Consider the following 23,089-nt stretch of genomic DNA (forward strand, 5'->3'; position numbering starts at 1 on the left):
GCCCGCCTTTTTAAGACTGGCTTTCCAACCCCGGATCGCATCAAGCGTCTTGCTCAATCAAGCGTATCGTTTCACCGCACGCATGAAATCATCGTAATTTCGCAAATAGTCGCCTTCATCGTAATGATTGCTTGCGAATACCAGCAAAACGCAATCTTCACTGAAATCGTGCATCTCGCGCCAAATCAGTTTCTTGATGTGAATGGCCTTATTCGGGGCATCCAGCCATATCGACTCCTGCGTCACGCCGTCATCGATCAGGATTCTGCATTTGCCCGACAAGCAGATAATGTACTGCTCCAACCTGAAATGCGCATGCGAGCCTCTGCTGATACCCGCCTTGGTATTGAAAATATAATAGGCTCGCCTGACGTCGAACGGGATATCACGTCCTTGCTCCAGGGCAATCAGGCTGCCACGATCATCTCCAATTACTTGCAGCTCACTCGACGTCACATTTCCTGTCAGTGCCGAAACAGAGGACGCTACCTCCGACAGCAAGGGTGCCTCTTCATCCTTCTGACTGATGATCAAACCTTCAGTCACTGGCCATTGGATACCAATGGCAGGATCACTCCAGTTGATCGATTGCTCGCAAGCCTTGGAATAAGTATCTGTGGTCTTGTAGAGAAACTCAGTATCGTCCTCCAGCGCCAAAAAGCCGTGTGCAAACCCCTCTGGAATCCAAAGCATCCGGCCGTTGCTTGCAGAAAGCTCCACCCCCAACCACTGACCGAATGTTTCCGAGCCCTTTCTGATATCCACCGCCACATCATAGGCTCTGCCTGCGGTAACTCGTACCAGTTTCCCCTGGGCATGAGGATCACGCTGAAAGTGAAGCCCTCTCAAGACGTGCTTTTTTGAGCAGGAGTGATTGTCTTGCACAAATGGGCGCGGAATAGGGTGACCAAACTCGGCGAGATGTTCATGAAACAAAGGCTCATTGAAGCTTTCCATAAACCATCCACGTTCATCCGCGAATACTTTAGGCTCAATGATGACAACACCGGCCAGCTTGGTTTCTATAAACTTCATCAGCTCTTATGCTCAGTCAGAAGGTTCCGCAGATATTGGCCGTATCCCGTCTTACTCAAGTGCTGCACTTGGGTCGCCAATTGTTCTGGCGAGATCCAGCCGGCATGGAAAGCGATTTCTTCAAGGCAAGCCACCTTCAAGCCCTGCCGGTGCTCAATGGTGTGCACAAACTGACTCGCCTCCAGCAGTGACTCATGTGTCCCTGTGTCCAGCCAGGCAAAGCCTCGGCCCAACATTTCGACAGTCAAACTTTGTTGTTCAAGATAAACACGGTTCACATCGGTGATTTCAAGCTCACCACGTGAAGAGGGGCGAATGCTTTTAGCGATCTCGACCACTTGGTTATCGTAAAAATACAGGCCCGTGACCGCATAGTTCGACTTGGGTTTTGCGGGCTTCTCTTCGATACTGAGTACACGCCCGGTGTGGTCAAACTCAACCACGCCAAAGCGCTCTGGATCTGATACGTGATAACCAAACACCGTGGCGCCGTATGCCTGCGACATGGCAGATCGTAAATTTTCGGAAAAATGCTGGCCGTAGAAAATATTGTCGCCAAGGATCAGGCATACGGGATCTGTGCCGATAAACTCCTCGCCGATGATGAATGCCTGTGCCAAGCCATCGGGATTAGGTTGCTCTGCATAACTCAGTTGCACACCGTACTGACTGCCATCACCCAACAATTTCCTGAATCCTGGCAGATCATCGGGCGTCGAGATAATCAAAATTTCACGGATGCCTGCCAGCATCAGCACCGACAGTGGGTAAAATATCATCGGCTTGTCATAAATGGGGAGCATTTGCTTAGACACTCCCAGCGTCAATGGGTAGAGACGGGTACCCGCGCCTCCGGCAAGAATGATCCCCTTACGCTTCAACATTGTCATATCTAAAACACATCCTTAACGTTCAGATCCCCTCCATTCGGGCAGAGGTTTACTCGATTATTACCGACAAAATACGGCTCATCCCATGACCCAGCTGACACCGTGTCAGAGCCAGTCCTTCCTGTGCCGACACAGCATTCACGCGCGCTACAGGAACGCGATGATACAGCGCTCCATTCCATCGACAAAACGAACAGTGAAAGTCTTCTATGGTGCAGAGACCGATCGGCTTAATATCAATACGCCACCTCCAGACGGGATACAGCCCGTCTATGCCAGACCAAAAACGCTTTGGAGGACACCAAGGGCTAAATACAGGGAGATAAGCTGTTATTGACTCGTAAATGAAGGTACCCAGTAAAAGCTAAACCGAGGTCAATAGTGAGCCATGACCTCTAAACGATCATGGCTTGCAAGGTGTACGAGGGAAACAATTAAGATATCACCCTCCTTGCAATGGCTTACCCGCAGCGCCGGCAAGCACAGGCGTGACCTCTTGCTGTTTGGCGCGACGACCACTGATGATAAAATGCCTGATCAGGGCGGCTAGAACACCCAAGATTCCCCCCACCAATACCCCAATGGCCAGTATCAATATTTTATTGGGCCTCACAGGCCTGAGTGGCTCAAGCGCTTTGCGATCTATTGTGACCAACTTCATATTGCTGATATCGAGATTGCCCAAATTTTTCAGGCGTACGACTTCGGCCCTCAGGGGCTCAACCCCCGAAAGAAACAGGTCTTCGTTTTGACGCTGCTTCAACACCTCAACTTCCCGATTGCTCTGCAGCAATTGCAATTCACGAGCAATTTGGGCGATTCGGCCCTCAGTAAAATCATCAGACTTGCGTTGCAACAACGCCGTGCGCTCAGCCGACAGCGCTTCGACACCCATGAAGTACAGCGGTATCTGCTGGTTATTAATCTCTGTTCGCATCACACTGCTGCTCTCGCGGGAACCAGTCGTTTTTTCACCCAGCGCGGACGGTGTCGTCGGTTTCTCGATGCCAAGAGATTTGGCGATCGCGATTGCCTCACCCAATTGCGCAACGCGGTCTTGCCGCGCAGTCTTGATCTGCTGGCGCAGGGCTTTCAACTCGTCCTGCAACTGTGCTCGCTTAAGATTATCAGCCTCCTGGAGGGTCGCAATTCGCGCATCCTTGCCTGTCTTGTAGCTGGACCGGGCAGCTTCGATCTTTCCTTCCAGCTCGGTCAGGCGATTTTTTACAATCACCCTCAAATCAGCGGCGATCTGTTCGCGCTCGGCATCGATAGCATAATCAACGAATTTGTTAAGCACGCTTACGCCATCGATACCTTTCGGGTAGTTGAGTCCAAGCCCAATGTACGCACTTAATGAATCAGATTTTTTCGGGTCAGGCAGAACCAACTTGAGGGAATCGCGATTAAAGGCATCAAAGCTCTGCTCAAGCGTGCGCCCTGGTCGCTCGAAAGGCTTGAACAATGCCTGGTTAGCTCTGAAGAAATTGAGTCGGGTCTCATACGACTCTAACGATGCACCTACTTTGATGAGCGCATCACCTGGCGGCAATTGGTAGACTTCCGACCGATTCAAGGCATCCAGTTCATTAATGGCCGCAGGACGCAAAACACTACTTACTTGGTACTCAGGTGTCGCAGTGAAAGCATAGGCTACCGCAGCCAGTGTTATCCCGACGGTCACAAATAAAACAAGGACTTTCTGCTGCCAAACAGCATGAAAAACTGCGGCAATATCAACTTCGCCGGAGGGTGGTACAGAAGGAATGCGGAAGCTACTACTCACAACAAAAACCTGCCTTCAAAGAGAAACTGCGGGCTCGTTATGCAGGCAAAATTGCGTATTTTTTATTCTAATTGGTTGACCGCCAAAACCCAGCGTCTCTGCCAAATTTTGAGCGCACAAAACGCCTGTTATCGAGAACAGATTCCATTCTGCCATCTCTTTGGCATATTACAAGTCTTGACATGTATGTCAGATGATTCTGAGTTTTCCAAGGGAACCGTCGCGACCAATGGGGGGCTAACTTGATAGGCCACCACCAAAAATTACTGGCTCCCGGCGCGATATTTTTTCTGACAAACGGTCATCCGCCCCGGCTAACCAACCCACCAAAATCACTAGGGGGCAACCTTAAGCAACCGCTTTACCCCGACGCCTCCGAATAACCACCCCCAACACCGGCCCAATCAACATCCCCACAATCAAAGCCACCACCACAAACACCGCCACCGGCATCTGCGCAGTACTCCACCCCAGGAACGTCAACGCAACACCCTGTTGGTTCTCCAGCACAAACGCCAAAACCACCAAAGCCGCCAGCACTGCAATCAATACCGCAACAACGCGCTTAACCCCACGCATAACCTTCTCCTACCCCAAAAACACTCAGACGCCTTCTTCCTCTTCTTCGTTCACCCGATCGCGCAATTCCTTGCCCGGTTTGAAGTGGGGTACGAATTTGCCGTCGAGGCTGACGGATTGGCCGGTTTTTGGGTTGCGGCCTACGCGCGGTGCACGGTAGTGCAGGGAGAAGCTGCCGAAGCCGCGGATCTCGATACGATCTCCGGTGGCCAGGCACTGGGACATTTGCTCAAGCATGGTCTTGATAGCCAGCTCCACATCCTTGGATGAGAGCAGCCCTTGATGGGTGACAATTCGTTCGATCAACTCCGACTTCGTCATATTTTTCCCTTCTTTTTCAAGCAGCTAGGAAAAGCGCTTCGAAGGTTTTAGCATGACTTGATGAATTTGAACAGCCCATGCGTCAACTAATCTGCGGGCAAAATAAACACCTGCTACGAGCGCGGGCACCCTCATTTGCAGATCACCAACATCTTCCGAGTCACGGCGCCTGCGGGGTTCCAACCGAACAAGTAGTCACCCTCTTCGTCCTTGGCATCACTGGAGCGTGTGACAACCTTGTAACCCTGCATCTTGCACTCACGCGCAGCACGCTTCTCGCACTTCTCCCACTTATTACCCAGGCCAGAGCAGTCAATCTCGATACCGCTGGCGCCGCGCTTGGCGTAGGTCTTGGCACTGGTGGAGGAACACCCTGCAAGCACCATCAACGCAAGTATTACAATAATCCTGTTCATTCAAGCCCTTATAGGTCAGCAATACGAATAGCCTTCGTGAAGACTATAGTCAGTTCTGACATTGAGCTGAACGCCTTGGTTCTATGTTGTTGATTCATCAAATTTCAGGCACAAAAAAAGGGCGACCGAAGTCGCCCTTTTTCTACAGCTTTACAGAACTTAGTTCTGCTTAGCCATTGCTTCGCGCAGCAGGGAGGCCATGGTGGTCTCGCCTTTTTCAGCTTCCGGAGCGGCTTTCAGGCTCTGGATGGCTTCTTTCTCTTCAACTTCGTCTTTCGACTTGATGGAGAGTTGGATTACGCGGCTCTTGCGGTCAACGCTGATGATCTTGGCTTCTACTTCCTGGCCTTCTTTCAGAACGTTGCGCGCGTCTTCAACGCGGTCACGGCTGATTTCGGAGGCTTTCAGAGTCGCTTCGATATCGTCGGCCAGAGTGATGATGGCGCCTTTAGCGTCAACTTCTTTCACAGTGCCCTTAACGATTGCGCCTTTGTCGTTCTCTTGAACGTACTCGGAGAACGGATCGCTTTCCAGTTGCTTGATACCCAGGGAGATACGCTCACGCTCTGGGTCAACCGACAGGATAACGGTGTCCAGCTCGTCGCCCTTCTTGAAACGACGAACAGCTTCTTCGCCAACTTCGTTCCAGGAGATGTCGGACAGGTGAACCAGGCCGTCGATGCCGCCGTCCAGACCAATGAAGATACCGAAATCGGTGATCGACTTGATGGTGCCGGAGATTTTATCGCCCTTGTTGAACTGGCCAGAGAAATCTTCCCATGGGTTAGATTTGCACTGCTTGATGCCCAGGGAGATACGACGACGCTCTTCGTCGATGTCCAGAACCATAACTTCCACTTCGTCGCCGACTTGTACGACTTTCGAAGGGTGGATGTTCTTGTTGGTCCAGTCCATTTCGGAAACGTGTACCAGGCCTTCCACGCCTTCTTCCAGCTCTGCGAAGCAGCCGTAGTCGGTCAGGTTGGTAACACGCGCGGTTACGCGAGTGCTTTCTGGGTAACGAGCCTTGATAGCAACCCATGGATCTTCGCCCAGCTGCTTCAAGCCCAGGGAAACGCGGTTACGCTCACGATCGTACTTCAGAACCTTGACATCGATCTCGTCGCCAACATTGACGATTTCGGAAGGATGCTTGATACGCTTCCAAGCCATGTCGGTAATGTGCAGCAGGCCATCGACGCCACCCAGATCGACGAATGCGCCGTAATCGGTGAGGTTCTTGACGATACCTTTGACTTGTTGGCCTTCCTGCAGGGATTCCAGCAGAGCTTCACGCTCGGCGGAGTTCTCTGCTTCCAGGACGCTGCGACGGGAAACGACAACGTTGTTGCGCTTCTGATCGAGCTTGATGACCTTGAATTCAAGTTCCTTGCCTTCCAGGTGCGTGGTGTCGCGCACTGGACGAACGTCGACCAAAGAACCTGGCAGGAACGCACGGATGCCGTTAACGTCGACAGTGAAGCCGCCCTTAACCTTACCGTTGATAACGCCCTTGACCACTTCTTCAGCTGCGAAGGCTGCTTCGAGAACAATCCAGCATTCAGCGCGCTTGGCTTTTTCACGGGACAGCTTGGTTTCACCGAAACCGTCTTCAACCGAGTCCAGAGCAACGTGAACTTCGTCACCGACATTGATTGTCAGATCACCAGCATCGTTGTAGAACTGTTCCAGCGGGATCAGAGCTTCAGACTTCAGACCAGCGTGAACGGTTACCCAGCGAGCTTGGTAATCGATATCAACGATAACACCGGTGATGATGGAGCCTGCCTGAAGGTTCAGGGTTTTTAGGCTTTCTTCAAAGAGTTCCGCAAAGCTTTCGCTCATTTTAATTCCTGTTGATAAGGGCGAAGAATACGCCCATCTCCACACCCCAGACGGTATGGGTCAGTTTCAATTAGAAGAAGCACCGCAGGACTATGACTGGTCCCCTGCAGCCTTCTTGGTCACCCGGCGATATCGCGAATGGCGATCTCGCTCATGATGCGTTCCAGCACCTGCTCGATGGACAACTCCGTGGAATCCAGCTGTATGGCATCAGCCGCCGGCTTAAGCGGGGCTACTGCGCGCTGGGTATCACGCTCATCGCGTGCACGGATCTCATCTAGCAGACTCGACAGACTAACACCATCGACTTTGCCCTTCAACTGCAAGTAGCGGCGGCGCGCCCGCTCCTCGGCGCTGGCGGTCAGGAAAATCTTCAGCGGCGCGTCCGGAAACACTACTGTTCCCATGTCGCGGCCATCGGCCACCAGGCCCGGCGGCTCCTGGAACGCCCGCTGGCGCTGCAGCAGGGCATCGCGCACGGCTGGCAGTGCGGCAACCTGGGACGCCCAGGAACCGACTTGCTCGTTACGCAGGTCATCGGTCACATCATCGCCTTCGAGGATAATGCGCTGGGGATGACCTTCCGTCGCGCCGACGAACTGCACATCCAGATGCGCCGCCAGCAGCTTGAGGGATTCTTCGTTGGTCAGGTCGACGCCATGGTTGCGCGCCGCGAACGCCAGCAGGCGGTACAGCGCGCCGGAATCGAGCAAGCACCAGCCCAGGCGCTTGGCCAGGATGCCGGCGATGGTGCCTTTGCCCGAGCCGCTAGGCCCGTCGATGGTAATCACCGGTGCTTTGATATTCACAATTGAGCCTCTTGGGCAACACGGATGCCGACTTGGGCACACAGTGTAAGAAAATTCGGAAAAGATGTAGCAACGTTGGCGCAGTCACGGATACGAATCGGCGCCTCGGCCCGCAGGGAAGCCACGCTGAACGCCATGGCCACCCGGTGATCACCATGGGCCTGCACTTCACCCCCACCCATCGGGCCACCGTCAATGATAATCCCATCGGCCGTGGCTTCACACTTCACACCCAGGACCAACAGACCATCGGCCATGACCTGGATACGGTCGGACTCCTTGAGGCGCAGCTCCTCGGCACCGCGTAGTACGGTTCGACCTTCGGCGCAGGCAGCGGCGACAAACAGCACGGGAAACTCATCGATTGCCAACGGCACCAGCGCCGCTGGAATCTCGATACCTTTGAGCTTGGCAGCACGTACACGCAAGTCAGCAACCGGCTCGCCACCCACTTCACGCGGATTTTCCAAGGTGATATCTGCGCCCATCAGCCGCAGGATATCGATCACCCCGGTGCGGGTCGGGTTGACACCAACATGCTCCAACAGCAACTCGGAGCCCTCGGCAATCGACGCCGCTACCAGGAAAAACGCCGCAGACGAAATATCCCCAGGCACTTCAATATGGGTCGCGGCCAACTTTTGGCCCGGTTCCACCGACGCCGTTGCGCCCTCCACCGCCACCGAGCATCCAAAACCACGCAACATGCGCTCGGTATGGTCGCGGGTCGGCGCAGGCTCGGTGACCGCGGTTTTACCCCGTGCATACAGGCCAGCCAGCAACAGGCAGGACTTAACCTGCGCACTGGCCATCGGTAATGCGTAAGTCAGACCTTTGAGCGCTTGACCGCCACGTATGGTCAGTGGCGGGCGGCCTTCCGGCCCGGTCTCGATCACTGCACCCATTTCCCGCAGCGGCTTGGCCACGCGATCCATCGGGCGTTTGGACAGCGACGCATCGCCGGTCAACACGCTATCGAAGCTCTGCCCCGCCAGTAAACCGGCCAGCAGACGCATGGACGTACCGGAATTACCCAGGTAGATCGGCCCCGGCGCAGCCTTCAACCCATGCAAGCCAACGCCATGGATAGTCACGCGCCCATGGTGCGGCCCTTCAATCACCACGCCCATGTCGCGAAATGCCTGCAAAGTCGCCAGGGCGTCTTCGCCCTCAAGGAAACCTTCGACTTCTGTCACGCCCTCGGCCAACGAACCGAGCATGATCGACCGATGAGAGATCGACTTATCACCCGGCACCCGAATACGCCCGCTCAAGCGGCCTCCTGGGCTTGCGATGAAAGTCAGCTCATCGGCACTCACTGCGGTTTCCATATAAGCCCGGCGTGCCAGGATCTTGCTGAAATGTTCACGCGCCACCCGCGCACGGGTGAACACGCCCAACAGTTGATGGCCGTCACCCGCGTCGACCGCGTCACGCAGGGCGTCGAGGTCGCTGCGGAAGGTGTCCAGGGTACGCAACACCGCTTCGCGATTGGCGAGGAAGATGTCGTGCCACATCACCGGATCGCTGCCGGCAATCCGCGTAAAATCGCGGAAGCCACCGGCGGCATAGCGGAAAATCTCCAGGTTTTCATTGCGCTTGGCCAGGGAATCTACCAGGCCAAAAGCCAACAGATGGGGCAAATGGCTGGTCGCCGCCAGCACTTCATCGTGGCGTTCGACCTGCATGTGCTCCACATCCGCCCCCAGCTCGCGCCAGAGACGATCCACGACGGCCAGCGCCGCCGGATCGGTTTGCGCAAGCGGCGTGAGGATCACCTTATGCCGACGAAACAACTGTGCATTGGAGGCTTCCACCCCGCTCTGCTCGGAGCCGGCAATCGGATGGCCCGGCACAAAGCGCGGCGGCATTTCGCCAAATGCCAGCTGCGCAGCACGCACCACATTACCTTTGGCGCTACCGACGTCCGTGAGGATTGCCTGCCCCAGATCCATGCCAGCCAACACCGCCAGCAGCTTCTCCATGGCCAGGATCGGCACGGCGAGCTGGATCACATCTGCGCCCTGGCAGGCAATTGCCAGGTCCGCCTCACAGCGGTCCACTACGCCCAATTCCACCGCTAGCTTGCGCGACTGCGGGTCCAGGTCCACGCCCACCACTTCGCCGCATAATCCGCTTTCGCGCAGGCCCTTGGCGAAGGAGCCACCGATCAATCCCAGGCCGACCACCACCAGGCGACCGATCATAGGCATAGCAGGTTGCAATGCAGTGACATCAACCACGGGCCAGAACCTTGGCCAGCGCCTCAAGGAAGCGGCTGTTCTCAGCCGGCAAACCGATGGTGATACGCAGGTGGTTCGGCATGCCGTAGTTGGCCACCGGACGCACGATCACGCCTTCGCGCAACAGGCCCTGGAACACCGGGGCAGCCACCTGGCCGAGATCGACGCAGATGAAGTTGCCCTTGGACGGAATCCAACCCAGGCCCAACTCGCGAAAGCCTTGCTGCAACTGCAGCATGCCGCTTTCGTTGATGCGACGTCCTTCTTCCAGGTACTCGGCATCCTTTACCGCCGCACACGCAGCCGCCAGGGCCAGGCTGTTGACGTTGAACGGCTGGCGCACACGGTTCAGCACGTCGGCAACCACCGCCGTGGACAAACCGTAGCCGACCCGCAGCGACGCCAGACCATAAGCCTTGGAGAACGTGCGCGATACCAGCAGGTTCGGGTAGGTCGCCAGGAAGTCGAGGCCGTCCGGCAGGTCGCTGCCTTCGGCGTACTCGATGTAGGCTTCGTCCAGCACCACCAGCACGTGCTCCGGCACATCCTGCAGGAATTCGTTCAATGCCTGCTCGTCGAACCAGGTGCCGGTCGGATTGTTCGGGTTGGCGATAAATACCACGCGGGTTTGCGCATCGATGGCCGCCAACATCGCCGGCAGGTCGTGGCCCCAGTCCTTGGCAGGAATAACGCGGGCATCAGCCCCCACGGCCTGGGTCACAATCGGGTAGACCGCAAACGCGTGCTCGCTGAACACCGCATTCAAACCCGGCGCCAGGTAGGCACGGCCGACCAATTCAAGAATGTCGTTGGAGCCATTGCCCAAGGTCACCTGATTCAGCTCGACCCGGCACTTGTCCGCCAGCAGGGATTTGAGCGCAAAGCCGTTGCCATCGGGGTAACGGGTCAGCTCGGCGAGCTCTTCCCGAATCGCCGCAAGCACTTTAGGGCTCGGGCCCAGCGGGTTTTCGTTGCTCGCCAGCTTGACGATTCTGGAGGGGTCCAGATTCAACTCACGGGCCAACTCGTCCACAGGTTTGCCTGGAACATAAGGCGAGAGTTGTTGCACGCCCGGCTGAGCCAGGGCGAGGAAGTTGCCACTCATGTCAAAGCCTCACAAAACCGCTTTCGGGTACGAGCCCAGCACCTTGAGTGCTACAGCTTCCTGACTGATTTTCTCCAGCACGCCCTTGACCAGTGGGTCGCGGTGATGGCCGATGAAGTCGATAAAGAACACATAAGTCCATTTACCGCTGCGCGAAGGACGCGTTTCGATGCGCGTCAGGTCAATCCCGTTATCGTGGAATGGCACCAATAGCTCATGCAGCGCGCCGGGCTTGTTGCTCATGGAGACGATGATCGAGGTTTTGTCGTCGCCGGTTGGCGGCACTTCCTGGCTACCGATCATCAAGAAGCGCGTGGAGTTGTCCGGGCGGTCCTCGATCTTCTCGGCCAGGCGCGTCAGGCCGTACAGGCCCGCAGCCATATCGCCGGCAATCGCCGCCGAATTCCACTCACCCTTGACCCGCTTGGCCGCTTCGGCGTTGCTGGACACCGCCACACGCTCCACATTCGGGTAATGTGCATCCAGCCACTTGCGGCACTGGGCCAGGGACTGGGCGTGGGAGTAGATGCGGCTGATGCTGTCGGTCTTGGTGTTCTCACCCACCAGCAGGTGATGGTGGATACGCAGCTCGACTTCGCCGCAGATCACCATATCGTGCTCGAGGAAGCTGTCCAGGGTGTGATTGACCGCGCCTTCGGTGGAGTTTTCCACCGGCACCACGCCAAAATTCACCGCCCCGGCCGCCACTTCGCGGAACACTTCGTCGATGGCCGCCATCGGCTTGCTGATCACCGCGTGGCCGAAGTGCTTCATGGCTGCGGCCTGGGTGAAGGTGCCTTCCGGGCCGAGGTAAGCCACTTTCAGCGGCTGCTCCAGCGCCAGGCACGATGACATGATTTCGCGGAACAACCGCGCCATCTCTTCGTTGCCCAACGGGCCCCTGTTGCGCTCCATCACGCGCTTGAGCACCTGGGCTTCACGCTCAGGCCGGTAGAACACCGGCACTTCACCTTCCGCCAGGGACGCCATTTTCACCCGTGCCACTTCCTGGGCGCAGCGCGCACGCTCACTGATCAGCTCGAGGACTTTCTCGTCCAGGCTATCAATGCGTACACGCAGGGCCTTGAGTTCTTGCTCAGACATTAGCCGTGTTCCTTTTCGAACTCTGCCATGTAGGCCACCAACGCGTTGATCGCGTGGATGTCGACAGCGTTGTAGATGGAGGCGCGCATACCGCCGACCGAACGGTGGCCCTTGAGGTTCAGCAGGCCGCGCGCGTCGGCACCGGCCAGGAACGGCTTGTCCAGGCGATCATCGGCCAGGCGGAACGGCACGTTCATCCACGAGCGGTCAGTGAGGTTGATCGGGTTGCTGTACAGGCCGCTGGCGTCGATGAAGTCGTACAGGGTGCGCTTCTTCTCTTCGTTGCGCTTGCCCATGGCAGCCACACCGCCCTGCTCTTTCAGCCATTCGAACACCAGGCCCGACAGGTACCAGGCGAACGCTGGTGGGGTGTTGTACATCGAGCCGTTATCGGCCGCGACCTTGTAATTGAGCATGGTCGGGCACAGCGAGCGCGCGCGACCGAGCAGGTCTTCACGGATGATATTGACCAGGATGCCACTCGGGCCGATGTTCTTCTGTGCGCCGGCATAGATCATGCCGTATTTGGATACGTCGATCGGGCGAGAAAGGATGTCCGAAGACATGTCGCACACCAGCGGCACGTCACCCACTTCCGGCACCCAGTCGAATTCCAGGCCGCCAATGGTTTCGTTCGCTACGTAGTGGACGTAGGCCGCATCCTTGGACAGCTTCCACTCGTTCTGACCTGGAATGGCGAAGTAGTCGTAGGGCTTGGCGGTGCCTGCCACATTGACGTGACCGTAGCGCGAAGCCTCTTCAATGGCCTTCTGCCCCCAGATACCGGTGTCGATATAGTCGGCAGTGCCGTCTTCCGGCAGCAGGTTCAGCGGCAACTGGGCGAACTGCTGGCTCGCACCGCCTTGCAGGAACAGCACTTTGTAGTCGGATGGGATGTCCAGCAAGTCGCGCAAGTCCTGCTCGGCCTTGGTGGCGATGGACACGAACTCATCGCTGCGATGGCTCATTTCCATCACGGAGAGGCCTTTTCCATGCCAGTCGAGGAGTTCACCCTGCGCACGCTGCAGGACTGCTTCAGGAAGCGCCGCGGGACCGGCACAGAAGTTATAGGCTCTCTTGCTCACATCCAATCTCACTCTGATCTGGTGGTAGTCACGCAAACATATCAGGCGACACCCGATCCAATGTGGGAGCAGGCTTGCTCGCGAAAGCGGTGGGTCAGTCAGCTGATGCGCCGGTGACACTCCGCAATCGGGAGCAAGCCCCCTCCCACAGTTGGATTTTCATCGCTGTCGATATTTCCATCCGGACAAACAACAAGGGGGCGAATCTTCATCCGCCCCCTGTGTGTCCGCTTATTCCTGCGGTTCTTCTTCGTCTGCGGCAGCATCGAGGGTTGGCTCGTCGACGTTGTCATCGCCGGCTGCGATTACCTCGCCGTCGAATTCCTCGCCTTCCAGCTCTTCACCTTCAACTTCCGAAGGCTCCTGCACACGTTCAAGACCGACCAGCTTCTCGTCCTTGGCCAGCTTGATCAGCGTCACGCCCTGGGTGTTACGGCCCAGGCTCGAGACTTCAGCCACCCGGGTACGCACCAGGGTGCCCTGGTCGGAAATCAGCATGATCTCTTCGCCATCGAGCACTTGCACCGCGCCGACCAGACGGCCGTTGCGGTCGTTGCTGACCATGGCGATCACACCTTGGCCGCCACGCTTGTACTCCGGGAACTCGCTGATGGCGGTGCGCTTGCCATAACCACGCTCGGAAGCGGTAAGGATCTGGCTGCCTTCTTCCGGGATCAGCATCGAAATCAGCTTCTGCCCTTCTGGCAGGCGCATGCCGCGCACACCGCGGGCGGTACGACCCATGGCACGCACGTCGGATTCCTTGAAGCGGGTGACCTTGCCGCCGTCGGAGAACAGCATGACTTCACGCTCGCCATCGGTAATGGCGGCGGAAATCAGTACGTCACCTTCGTCCAGCTCCAGGGCGATCAGGCCCACGCTGCGTTGACGGCTGAAGGATTCCAGCGGGGTCTTCTTCACGGTGCCCTTGGCGGTCGCCATGAAGATGAAGTGACCTTCGGTGTACTCCTCGACCGGCAGCATGGTGGTGATGTATTCATCACTGTCCAGCGGCAGCAGGTTGACCAGTGGGCGACCACGGGCGGCGCGGGAGGCTTCCGGGATTTCGTAGGTTTTCAGCCAGTACACCTTGCCCTTGCTGGAGAACAGCAGCAGCGTAGTGTGGCTGTTGGCGACCAGCAGGTGAGCGATGTAGTCCTCATCCTTGACGCCGGTAGCCGATTTGCCTTTACCGCCACGGCGCTGGGCCTGGTACGCAGCCAGCGGTTGAGTCTTGGCATAGCCGCCGTGGGAGATGGTCACCACACGCTCTTCTTCCGGGATCATGTCACCCAGGGTCAGGTCGAGGCGTGCATCGAGGATTTCGGTGCGGCGCACGTCGCCGTATTCGGCGCGGATCACTTCCAGTTCTTCGCGGATCACTTCCATCAGGCGCACGGCGCTGCTGAGGATGCGGATCAGCTCGCCGATCTGGTTGAGAATCTCCTGGTACTCGGCCAGCAGCTTCTCGTGCTCAAGGCCCGTGAGACGGTGCAGACGCAGTTCCAGGATGGCCTGGGCCTGTTCCGGCGACAGGAAGTACTTGCCTTCGCGCAGGCCGTACTGTGGGTCCAGGGTCTCTGGACGGCACGAGTCGGCGCCGGCACGTTCAACCATGGCCACCACGGCGCTGGATTCCCAAGGCGTGCTGATCAGCGCTTCCTTGGCTTCCGACGGGGTTGGCGAGGCCTTGATCAAGGCGATGACCGGATCGATGTTCGACAGCGCAACGGCCTGGCCTTCCAGGATGTGCCCGCGTTCGCGAGCCTTGCGCAGTTCGAACACGGTACGACGGGTCACCACTTCGCGGCGGTGACGTACGAAGGCTTCCAGCAGGTCCTTGAGGTTCAGGATGCGTGGGCGGCCGTCGATCAGTGCAACCACGTTGATACCAAACACGCTTTGCAGCTGGGTCTGGGCGTAGAGGTTGTTGAGGATCACCTCAGGCACTTCGCCACGACGCAGCTCGATCACTACGCGCATGCCGTCCTTGTCGGACTCGTCGCGCAGCTCGGTGATGCCTTCGAGCTTCTTCTCTTTAACCAGCTCGGCGATCTTCTCGATCAGGCGCGCCTTGTTCAGCTGGTACGGGAGTTCGGTGATGACGATCTGTTGGCGGCCACCGACCTTGTCGATGTCTTCGATCATCGAGCGGGCGCGCATGTAAATGCGCCCGCGACCGGTGCGGTAGGCTTCGATGATGCCGGCGCGACCGTTGATGATCGCGGCGGTCGGGAAGTCCGGGCCCGGGATGTATTGCATCAGCTCATCGACGGTCAGCTCCGGATTGTCGATAAGGGCCAGGCAACCGTCGATGACTTCACCGAGGTTGTGCGGCGGGATGTTGGTGGCCATGCCCACAGCAATACCGCTGGAACCGTTGACCAGCAGGTTGGGGATGCGGGTGGGCATGACCGCCGGGATCATTTCGGTGCCGTCGTAGTTCGGCACCCAGTCCACGGTTTCTTTATGCAGGTCGGCCAGCAGCTCGTGCGCCAGCTTGGTCATGCGCACTTCGGTGTATCGCATGGCCGCGGCGTTGTCGCCGTCCACCGAACCGAAGTTGCCTTGGCCGTCTACCAGCAGGTAGCGCAGGGAAAACGGCTGGGCCATCCGAACGATGGTGTCGTACACCGCAGTGTCGCCGTGAGGGTGATACTTACCGATCACGTCACCGACAACACGGGCAGATTTCTTGTACGGCTTGTTCCAGTCGTTACCCAGCTCGCTCATCGCGAACAGCACACGCCGGTGCACGGGCTTCAAGCCATCGCGCGCATCAGGCAGTGCCCGACCGACAATTACGCTCATCGCGTAGTCGAGGTAGGACTGTTTCAGCTCGTCTTCGATATTGACCGGGAGGATTTCTTTGGCCAGTTCGCCCATGAGAAGCCTGATTCCTTTTTCGGGTGAAACTTCGTCGCATCCATATGGGACGAACGAAGCTCGCCGCTGCCGGCACAGTGCCTGACAACGACTTACGACAAATCAACGAGTTATGACACGGATCTGCACGTTATGGGCAACCCCTCGAGGTGGCCCTGGAAACCGCCGGATGTTATCACAATCGCCGCCACGCACCTATCCCCCTGATGCGCATGGAGACTAGTAATTTGACGGATGACAGGCTTGAGGGCGACGAGAGGGGCTCAGAGATGGGGTGGTGCTTTTTTTTGAGGCTGGATCGGAGGTTTTGTTGACTTTAAGGGCCAATCGGGGGCAAGCCCCCTCCCACATTTTGACTGTGTTCACAATCCAAGTGTGGGAGGGGGCTTGCCCCCGATAGCTATTTCACAGGCACCACAGCCCTCAATGCAGCCGCTTACGGCACATCAACCTGGCCAACTTGGCAGTATCCGGCCGCTCGACCACGCCCTTCTCAGTCACGATCACGTCAATCAGGTCAGCCGGGGTGACATCAAACACCGGATTAATAGCATCTACCTTCAAGCGCTGCCCCATCACCTCCAGCAACTCGCCGGGATCACGCGCCTCCAGCGCAACGTCATCGCCAGTAGCCATCATCAGGTCGAGGGTCGAGCTCGGAGCCACCACCATGAAGCGCACGCCGTGGTGCATGGCGCAGACGGCCAGCTGATAAGTGCCAATCTTGCTGACCACATCGCCATTGGCGGCAATGCAGTCGGCGCCGACAATTACCCAGGTCACGCCCTTGGTCTTGAGGATATGCGCCCCCGCCGAGTCGGCATTCACCGTCACCGGGATGCCGTCGCCCGCAAGTTCCCAGGCAGTCAGCCGCGAGCCTTGCAGCCAGGGCCGGGTCTCGTTGACATAGACTTGCTCGACCAACCCTTCAAGGAACGCTGCGCGAATGACCCCGAGGGCCGTGCCGACGCCGCCCGTGGCCAAAGCGCCGGTATTGCCATGAGTCAGGATCGCCTGGGCGTTGCCCTGGTGCTTGCGAATCCGCTCCACGCCTAGCTGGGCCATAACGAAATTGGCCTCCCGGTCGCTTTCATGGATCGCAATGGCTTCGGCTTCCAGCACCGCCAGCGGATCGGCGTGTTTCTTGAGGCGGTCCAGGCGGTCGCGCATGCGTTGCAAGGCCCAGAACAGGTTCGACGCAGTGGGTCGGGTATCGGCTAACAGTGCGTAGTCTTCTTCCCAGGCAGCCTGCCAGTCACCGCCTTGAGCGATGCGCTCACGGGCAGCCAGCACCAGGCCATACGCGGCGCAGATGCCAATGGCCGGCGCGCCCCGTACCAGCATCGAGCGGATGGCATCGGCCACTGCCTCTACGGTACGGCAGGCTACCCAGTTTTCCTGGGACGGCAAAACACGTTGATCGAGCAGATACAGCGCGCCATCACGCCAATCGATGGCCTTCACGTTCTCTGCAGCCAACAGTCGGTCGCGCATCCCTTACCCCGCACTCATGAACAAAAGCCGCGGATTATAGCGATCCGCCAGCCAGGACGCTCGGGTATACTTCGCCCTTCTTTTATAGCTGCCTGGGAAGAAGCCTGCGATGACCACCTCTGCCGCCCCGCTCGACTTGCTGCTGCTGCCGACCTGGCTGGTACCCGTCGAACCTGCTGGCGTGGTGCTCAAGGAGCATGGCCTGGGCATCCGCGATGGGTGCATTGCCTTTATCGGCCCGCGGGCGGCGGCGTTGAAGCTTGCGGCCAAGGAAGTGCGCGAGCTGCCCGGCATGCTGCTCAGCCCCGGTTTGATCAACGCCCACGGCCATGCAGCAATGAGCCTGTTCCGTGGCCTGGCCGACGACCTGCCGCTGATGACCTGGCTGGAAAAACACATCTGGCCCGCTGAAGCCAAGTGGGTCGATGAAGCCTTCGTGCGCGACGGTACCAACCTGGCCATCGCCGAGCAGCTCAAGGGCGGCATCACCTGCTTTTGCGACATGTACTTCTACCCCAAGGTCGCCAGCGACTGCGTGCACACCAGCGGCATGCGTGCACAGATCGCGATGCCGATCCTCGATTTCCCGATCCCCGGCGCCAGCAGCGCTGACGAGGCGCTTCGCCAGGCTATCGAGCTGTTCGGCGACCTCAAGCATCACCCGCGCATCAAGATCGCCTTTGGCCCTCACGCGCCCTACACCTTGAGCGATGCCAATTTGGAGAAAATCCGCGTGGTTGCCGAGGAGCTGGACGCCACGATCCATATGCATGTGCATGAAACCGCCTTCGAAGTGCAGCAAGCCGTGGAGCAGACCGGCGAGCGGCCATTGGCGCGCCTGGGTCGCCTCGGCTTGCTGGGGCCGCGCTTCCAGGCCGTTCATATGACCCAAATCAGCGAGGATGACCTGGCTTTACTGGTAGAAAGCAACACCAGTGTTATCCATTGCCCGGAATCGAACCTGAAACTGGCCAGCGGCTTTTGCCCGGTGGAGCGCTTGTGGCAGGCTGGGGTCAATGTGGCCATCGGCACCGACGGCGCCGCCAGCAACAATGACCTGGACCTGCTGGGCGAAACCCGCACCGCCGCGATGTTGGCCAAGGCCGTCGCCGGTTCGGCCACCGCCCTGGATGCGCACCGCGCCCTGCGTATGGCGACCCTCAACGGTGCGCGGGCCATGGGCCTGGAAAGCCAGATTGGCTCGCTGGAGGTGGGCAAGGCAGCAGACATGGTCGCCTTTGATTTGTCGGGGCTGGCGCAACAACCGATCTACGATCCGGTCTCACAGCTTATATATGCCACCGGGCGCGATTGCGTGAAACACCTTTGGGTCGCCGGCAAGCCATTGCTCGACGATCGGCAACTGACCCGCATGGATGAACAACAGTTGACCGCCACGGCCATTGCCTGGGGCCAACGCATCAGCGGGCACAGCGAATAAGGAAGGTGCTGGCCCCCTGCGTTCAGCACCGACATACCGATTTATCAGATTCTAGAGGATTCACCATGAGCAACGTCGACCACGCCGAAATCGCCAAGTTCGAAGCCCTGGCCCACCGCTGGTGGGACCGCGAAAGCGAGTTCAAGCCCCTGCACGACATCAACCCGCTGCGGGTCAACTGGATTGACGAACGCGTCAACCTGGCCGGCAAGAAGGTGCTGGACGTCGGTTGCGGCGGCGGCATCCTCAGCGAAGCCATGGCCCAGCGCGGCGCCACGGTGATGGGCATCGACATGGGCGAAGCGCCCCTGGCCGTGGCCCAGTTGCACCAGCTGGAATCCGGCGTGAGCGTGGAATACCGCCAGATCACCGCCGAAGCCCTGGCCGAGGAAATGCCCGAGCACTTCGACGTGGTCACCTGCCTGGAGATGCTGGAGCACGTACCCGACCCATCCTCGGTGATCCGTGCGTGTTTCCGCATGGTCAAGCCCGGCGGCCAGGTGTTTTTCTCCACCATCAACCGCAACCCCAAGGCTTACCTGTTCGCGATCATCGGCGCCGAATACATCATGAAGCTGCTGCCCCGCGGCACCCATGACTTCAAGAAATTCATCCGCCCCTCCGAGCTGGGCGCGTGGAGCCGACAGGCCGGGCTGACCGTCAAGGACATCATCGGCCTGACCTACAACCCGCTGACCAAGCACTACAAACTGGCCAGCGACGTTGACGTCAACTACATGATCCAGACCCTGCGCGAGGAGTAAGCCTGTGAAGTTGCGAGCGGTTCTCTTCGACATGGACGGTACCCTGCTGGATACCGCGCCGGACTTTATCGCCATCTGCCAGGCCATGCGCGCCGACCGGGGCTTGGAGCCGATCACCCCGCAGCACATCCGCGATGAGATCTCCGGCGGTGCGCGGGCGATGGTTGCCGTAACCTTTTCAATGGACCCTGAATCACCCGGCTTTGAAGCACTGCGCCTGGAATTCCTCGAGCGCTACCTCAAGGACTGTGCGGTTCACAGCAAACTGTTCGACGGCATGGCTGAGCTGCTGGAAGACATCGAGAAAGCCAAGCTGATCTGGGGCGTGGTCACCAACAAGCCCGTGCGCTTTGCCGAACCGATCATGCAGCGACTGGGTCTGGCCGAGCGCTCGGCTGTGCTGATCTGCCCAGACCACGTGAAAAACAGCAAGCCGGACCCCGAGCCGATGATCCTTGCGTGCGAAAGGCTCGGCCTGGACCCGGCCAGTGTGTTGTTCGTAGGTGATGACCTGCGCGATATCGAGTCTGGTCGCGGCGCCGGTACCCGCACGGCGGCGGTGACCTACGGCTATATCCACCCGGATGACAACCCACGTCACTGGGGTGCGGATGTGGTGGTGGACCACCCGCTGGAACTGCGTAAAGTGCTGGATAACGCGCTGTGCAGTTGCTGATGGCTTGCCGTTCTTACTGACCGATGACGATCCAAATGTGGGAGGGGGCTTGCCCCCGATAGCAGTGTGTCAGTCACTGCATTTACTGACTGATCCACAGCCATCGGGGGCAAGCCCCCTCCCACATTGGATCTTCACTGGGTTCAAGATTGGTGTTTGTGACCTACTGAATTTTGTCGAGGCTATTTATGTTTGATTACTCCGCACCTCCAGAACTGCTCAACGGCCGAGTCATCCTGGTCACCGGCGCCGGTCGCGGGATCGGCGCGGCAGCCGCCAAGACCTATGCCGCCCATGGCGCTACCGTGCTGTTGCTGGGCAAGACCGAAGCCAACCTGGCCCAGGTCTATGACGAGATCGAAGCCGCCGGTCACCCGCAACCGGTGGTGATCCCGTTCAACCTGGAGACCGCCCTGCCCCATCAGTACGATGAGTTGGCGGCGATGATCGAAAAGGAATTCGGCCACCTCGACGGCCTGCTGCACAACGCCTCGATCATTGGCCCGCGCACGCCCATCGAGCAGTTGTCCGGCGAGAATTTCATGCGGGTGATGCATGTGAACGTCAACGCGATGTTCATGCTGACCGCCACCTTGCTGCCGTTGCTCAAGCTGTCCCAGGATGCATCGGTGGTGTTCACATCCAGCAGCGTCGGGCGCAAGGGCCGCGCCTATTGGGGCGCCTATGGTGTGTCGAAATTCGCCACCGAAGGGCTGATGCAGACCCTGGCCGATGAGCTTGAGGATGTGGCGGCAGTACGCTCGAACAGCATCAACCCCGGCGGCACACGCACCAGCATGCGGGCCCAGGCGTATCCGGGGGAGAACCCGATGGAACGGCCGGCGCCGGAAGAGATCATGCCGGTGTACCTGTACCTGATGGGGCCGGACAGCGCAGGCATCAATGGGCAGGCGTTTGACGCGCAATAATAGACATACATAAGTATTAAATGTGGGAGGGGGCTTGCTCCCGATAGCGGTGGGTCAGCCAATAAATGCATTGACTGACACTCAGCTATCGGGAGCAAGCCCCCTCCCACATTTGTATTGTGGTGTTCTCTGGAACCTAGTTTTTCACGACCTCTTCAAGGGTGAAGCGGCCCAATGGATTCTGCAGAAAGTTGCTCACATTCTTGCGTGAGATGTTGATATACGGGCTGTAGTACAGGTCAATCCAGTTCACATCCTGTTTCGCCAGCTTCTGCAACTCCACATACATCTGCTCGCGCTTGGCCGGGTCAGCCTCCACCCGTGCAGCCGCGACCAACGCCTTGACCTTGTCGTTCTTGTAGCGGGTCATGTAGTTCTGGTTGGTGTCGTGGCCCAGGACGAAGGTGGTCTTCTGGTCCGGGTCGAGGATGTCGTTGGTCCAGTACATCACCGAAATATCGTACTCACCGTCCACCAGCATCTGCCAACTTTGGGTCGGGTCGACCTTTTGCAGGTTGGCGGTCACGCCGACCTTGGCCAGCTGGTCCTTGATGATCACCGCAATCTGCTCGTCAGCCTCGTTGCCGGCGTTGACCACGTAGTTGAGCTTCAAGTCCTTGGCGCCGGCCTCTTCCAGCAGCTTTTTGGCCGCAGCAGGGTCATACGGGCGTTGCAGGTTGTTGGCGTAGTGATACAGCGAGCCCTTTGGAATGTAGGAATAGGCCACAGTGCCTTGACCGTATGTGGCGGTCTTCACCAGCGATTGCTTGTCGATGGCCATGTCCAGGGCTTCGCGCACTTGCGGCTTGGCCAGCAGGCCGTGCTCGTGGTTGATCAACAGGTGATCTTCACGTGTGGACGGGTCGGAGTGGATCACCACATTTTTATCTTTCTTCAGCTCTTCAACCCGCGAGAACGGCACGAAGATCGCCGTGTCGAGTTCGTTGTTCTGCACCATGCGCATGCGCGTGTTGTCATCGGTTACCGACACCCACTCCACGCCGTCGAGGCTGACGTTGCTGGCCTGCCAGAAATTCGGGTTTTTCTTGAGGATGACCCGGTCGCCCTTGCGCCACTCTTCCACGGTAAACGCACCGGAAGTCACCGGGTTTTCCGAGTAGGCGTCTTCGCCCAGGGTGGTCATGGCTTTTTCCGACAGGATCGACACCGTCGGCGACGCCAATTGCGAGAGGAAAGCCACCGCCGGGGTTTTCAGGGTCACCACCAGGGTCTTCGGATCGCTGGCCTTGGCGGTGTTGATCAGGCTGAACGGGTCGCTCCACAACGACGCCTTGTTGTCGCGGATGCGCAGCAGGCTGAACGCCGCATCGGCGGCGGTGATCTTTGATCCATCGGAGAACTTCGCCTCGCGCAGTTTGAAGGTGTAGGTCAGGCCGTCCTTGGAAATCTCCCAGCTTTCGGCCAGGCCCGGTTCCATCTTGGTGCCCAGGTTATCCACGCGCACCAGGGTGTCGTAGACATTGGCAAACACCCAGGTGTCGCGGTTTTGCGCGCTTTTGATCGGGTCAAAGGTGGTGCTGTCTTCACGACAGCCGATGGTGAGGACGCCGGCGGCCTGGGCCAGGCCAGCGGTGAGCGACCAAGCGGTGAGCGTAGCGGCGGCGAGCAATTTCAAGTGGCGCGATTGCATATCACAACTCCTTGTTAATGAATGGCAGAG

The 23,089-nt window shown here is 58.3% G+C and carries 19 protein-coding genes and 1 pseudogene; 4 read left to right on the forward strand and 16 right to left on the reverse strand.

Annotated features, from left to right (window positions below):
- Positions 1–57: 57 nt before the first annotated feature.
- The 15 genes and pseudogenes from BLU48_RS32335 to mtnA form a co-directional block, all read right to left on the reverse strand.
- A complete protein-coding gene (locus BLU48_RS32335) occupies positions 58–456 on the reverse strand; it encodes a sugar 3,4-ketoisomerase (RefSeq protein ID WP_169718276.1) in 399 nt (132 codons plus the stop codon).
- A 33-nt stretch (positions 457–489) separates the two neighbouring features.
- A pseudogene (rfbC, locus tag BLU48_RS32340) lies at positions 490–1,035 on the reverse strand (dTDP-4-dehydrorhamnose 3,5-epimerase); the annotation flags it as partial.
- Positions 1,035–1,925 carry a glucose-1-phosphate thymidylyltransferase RfbA gene (gene rfbA, locus BLU48_RS17120; RefSeq protein ID WP_057022138.1) on the reverse strand — a complete coding sequence of 297 codons (891 nt, stop codon included), beginning with the start codon at positions 1,923–1,925 and terminating at the stop codon, positions 1,035–1,037. The pseudogene rfbC and the gene rfbA, both read right to left, overlap by 1 nt.
- A gap of 442 nt (positions 1,926–2,367) precedes the next feature.
- On the reverse strand, positions 2,368–3,711 hold the full coding sequence (locus tag BLU48_RS17125; RefSeq protein WP_057022137.1) for a Wzz/FepE/Etk N-terminal domain-containing protein: 1,344 nt from the start codon (positions 3,709–3,711) through the stop codon (positions 2,368–2,370).
- Positions 3,712–4,059: 348 nt separating this feature from the next.
- Positions 4,060–4,290, reverse strand: a complete 231-nt coding sequence (locus BLU48_RS17130; protein WP_057022136.1) for a lipopolysaccharide assembly protein LapA domain-containing protein — start codon at positions 4,288–4,290, stop codon at positions 4,060–4,062.
- Positions 4,291–4,314: 24 nt separating this feature from the next.
- The gene (gene ihfB / locus BLU48_RS17135; RefSeq protein ID WP_003189779.1) at positions 4,315–4,611 is read right to left on the reverse strand and encodes an integration host factor subunit beta; all 297 of its coding nucleotides are present in this window, start codon (positions 4,609–4,611) and stop codon (positions 4,315–4,317) included.
- 131 nt (positions 4,612–4,742) lie between these two features.
- Complete coding sequence (locus BLU48_RS17140) at positions 4,743–5,027, reverse strand: hypothetical protein (protein WP_057022135.1); 285 nt, start codon at positions 5,025–5,027, stop codon at positions 4,743–4,745.
- Between the two features lie 159 nt (positions 5,028–5,186).
- Positions 5,187–6,872 carry a 30S ribosomal protein S1 gene (rpsA, locus tag BLU48_RS17145; protein ID WP_043047443.1) on the reverse strand — a complete coding sequence of 562 codons (1,686 nt, stop codon included), beginning with the start codon at positions 6,870–6,872 and terminating at the stop codon, positions 5,187–5,189.
- A gap of 119 nt (positions 6,873–6,991) precedes the next feature.
- Positions 6,992–7,681 (reverse strand): (d)CMP kinase, encoded by a 690-nt coding sequence (gene cmk, locus BLU48_RS17150; protein WP_034102642.1) that lies wholly within the window; start codon positions 7,679–7,681, stop codon positions 6,992–6,994.
- A complete protein-coding gene (locus tag BLU48_RS17155; RefSeq protein ID WP_057022238.1) occupies positions 7,678–9,888 on the reverse strand; it encodes a bifunctional prephenate dehydrogenase/3-phosphoshikimate 1-carboxyvinyltransferase in 2,211 nt (736 codons plus the stop codon). The genes cmk and BLU48_RS17155 overlap by 4 nt, the downstream gene beginning before the upstream one ends.
- Before the next feature lie 28 nt (positions 9,889–9,916).
- On the reverse strand, positions 9,917–11,029 hold the full coding sequence (gene hisC / locus BLU48_RS17160; protein ID WP_057022134.1) for a histidinol-phosphate transaminase: 1,113 nt from the start codon (positions 11,027–11,029) through the stop codon (positions 9,917–9,919).
- 9 nt (positions 11,030–11,038) lie between these two features.
- Positions 11,039–12,133, reverse strand: coding sequence for a prephenate dehydratase (gene pheA / locus BLU48_RS17165; protein ID WP_043047445.1), 1,095 nt, complete (start codon positions 12,131–12,133; stop codon positions 11,039–11,041).
- Positions 12,133–13,218 carry a 3-phosphoserine/phosphohydroxythreonine transaminase gene (gene serC / locus BLU48_RS17170; protein WP_043047446.1) on the reverse strand — a complete coding sequence of 362 codons (1,086 nt, stop codon included), beginning with the start codon at positions 13,216–13,218 and terminating at the stop codon, positions 12,133–12,135. The genes pheA and serC overlap by 1 nt, the downstream gene beginning before the upstream one ends.
- Before the next feature lie 231 nt (positions 13,219–13,449).
- Positions 13,450–16,104, reverse strand: coding sequence for a DNA gyrase subunit A (gyrA, locus tag BLU48_RS17175; protein ID WP_057022133.1), 2,655 nt, complete (start codon positions 16,102–16,104; stop codon positions 13,450–13,452).
- A gap of 423 nt (positions 16,105–16,527) precedes the next feature.
- On the reverse strand, positions 16,528–17,598 hold the full coding sequence (gene mtnA / locus BLU48_RS17180) for an S-methyl-5-thioribose-1-phosphate isomerase (protein ID WP_057022132.1): 1,071 nt from the start codon (positions 17,596–17,598) through the stop codon (positions 16,528–16,530).
- Positions 17,599–17,707: 109 nt separating this feature from the next.
- Between mtnA and BLU48_RS17185 the strand changes: the two genes are divergently transcribed.
- The 4 genes from BLU48_RS17185 (at position 17,708) to BLU48_RS17200 (ending at position 21,408) form a co-directional block, all read left to right on the forward strand.
- The gene (locus BLU48_RS17185; protein WP_057022131.1) at positions 17,708–19,039 is read left to right on the forward strand and encodes a TRZ/ATZ family hydrolase; all 1,332 of its coding nucleotides are present in this window, start codon (positions 17,708–17,710) and stop codon (positions 19,037–19,039) included.
- A 65-nt stretch (positions 19,040–19,104) separates the two neighbouring features.
- A complete protein-coding gene (ubiG, locus tag BLU48_RS17190; protein ID WP_046071540.1) occupies positions 19,105–19,803 on the forward strand; it encodes a bifunctional 2-polyprenyl-6-hydroxyphenol methylase/3-demethylubiquinol 3-O-methyltransferase UbiG in 699 nt (232 codons plus the stop codon).
- Between the two features lie 4 nt (positions 19,804–19,807).
- Positions 19,808–20,479 carry an N-acetylmuramic acid 6-phosphate phosphatase MupP gene (gene mupP, locus BLU48_RS17195; RefSeq protein ID WP_057022130.1) on the forward strand — a complete coding sequence of 224 codons (672 nt, stop codon included), beginning with the start codon at positions 19,808–19,810 and terminating at the stop codon, positions 20,477–20,479.
- A gap of 188 nt (positions 20,480–20,667) precedes the next feature.
- Positions 20,668–21,408, forward strand: coding sequence for a YciK family oxidoreductase (locus tag BLU48_RS17200; RefSeq protein WP_046071538.1), 741 nt, complete (start codon positions 20,668–20,670; stop codon positions 21,406–21,408).
- Between the two features lie 136 nt (positions 21,409–21,544).
- Here the strand turns inward: BLU48_RS17200 and BLU48_RS17205 are convergent, their stop codons facing one another.
- Positions 21,545–23,059 carry an ABC transporter substrate-binding protein gene (locus BLU48_RS17205; protein ID WP_057022129.1) on the reverse strand — a complete coding sequence of 505 codons (1,515 nt, stop codon included), beginning with the start codon at positions 23,057–23,059 and terminating at the stop codon, positions 21,545–21,547.
- Positions 23,060–23,089: the final 30 nt, after the last annotated feature.

Origin of the sequence: Pseudomonas synxantha, from assembly GCF_900105675.1 — a bacterium.
GTDB lineage: Bacteria > Pseudomonadota > Gammaproteobacteria > Pseudomonadales > Pseudomonadaceae > Aquipseudomonas > Aquipseudomonas synxantha.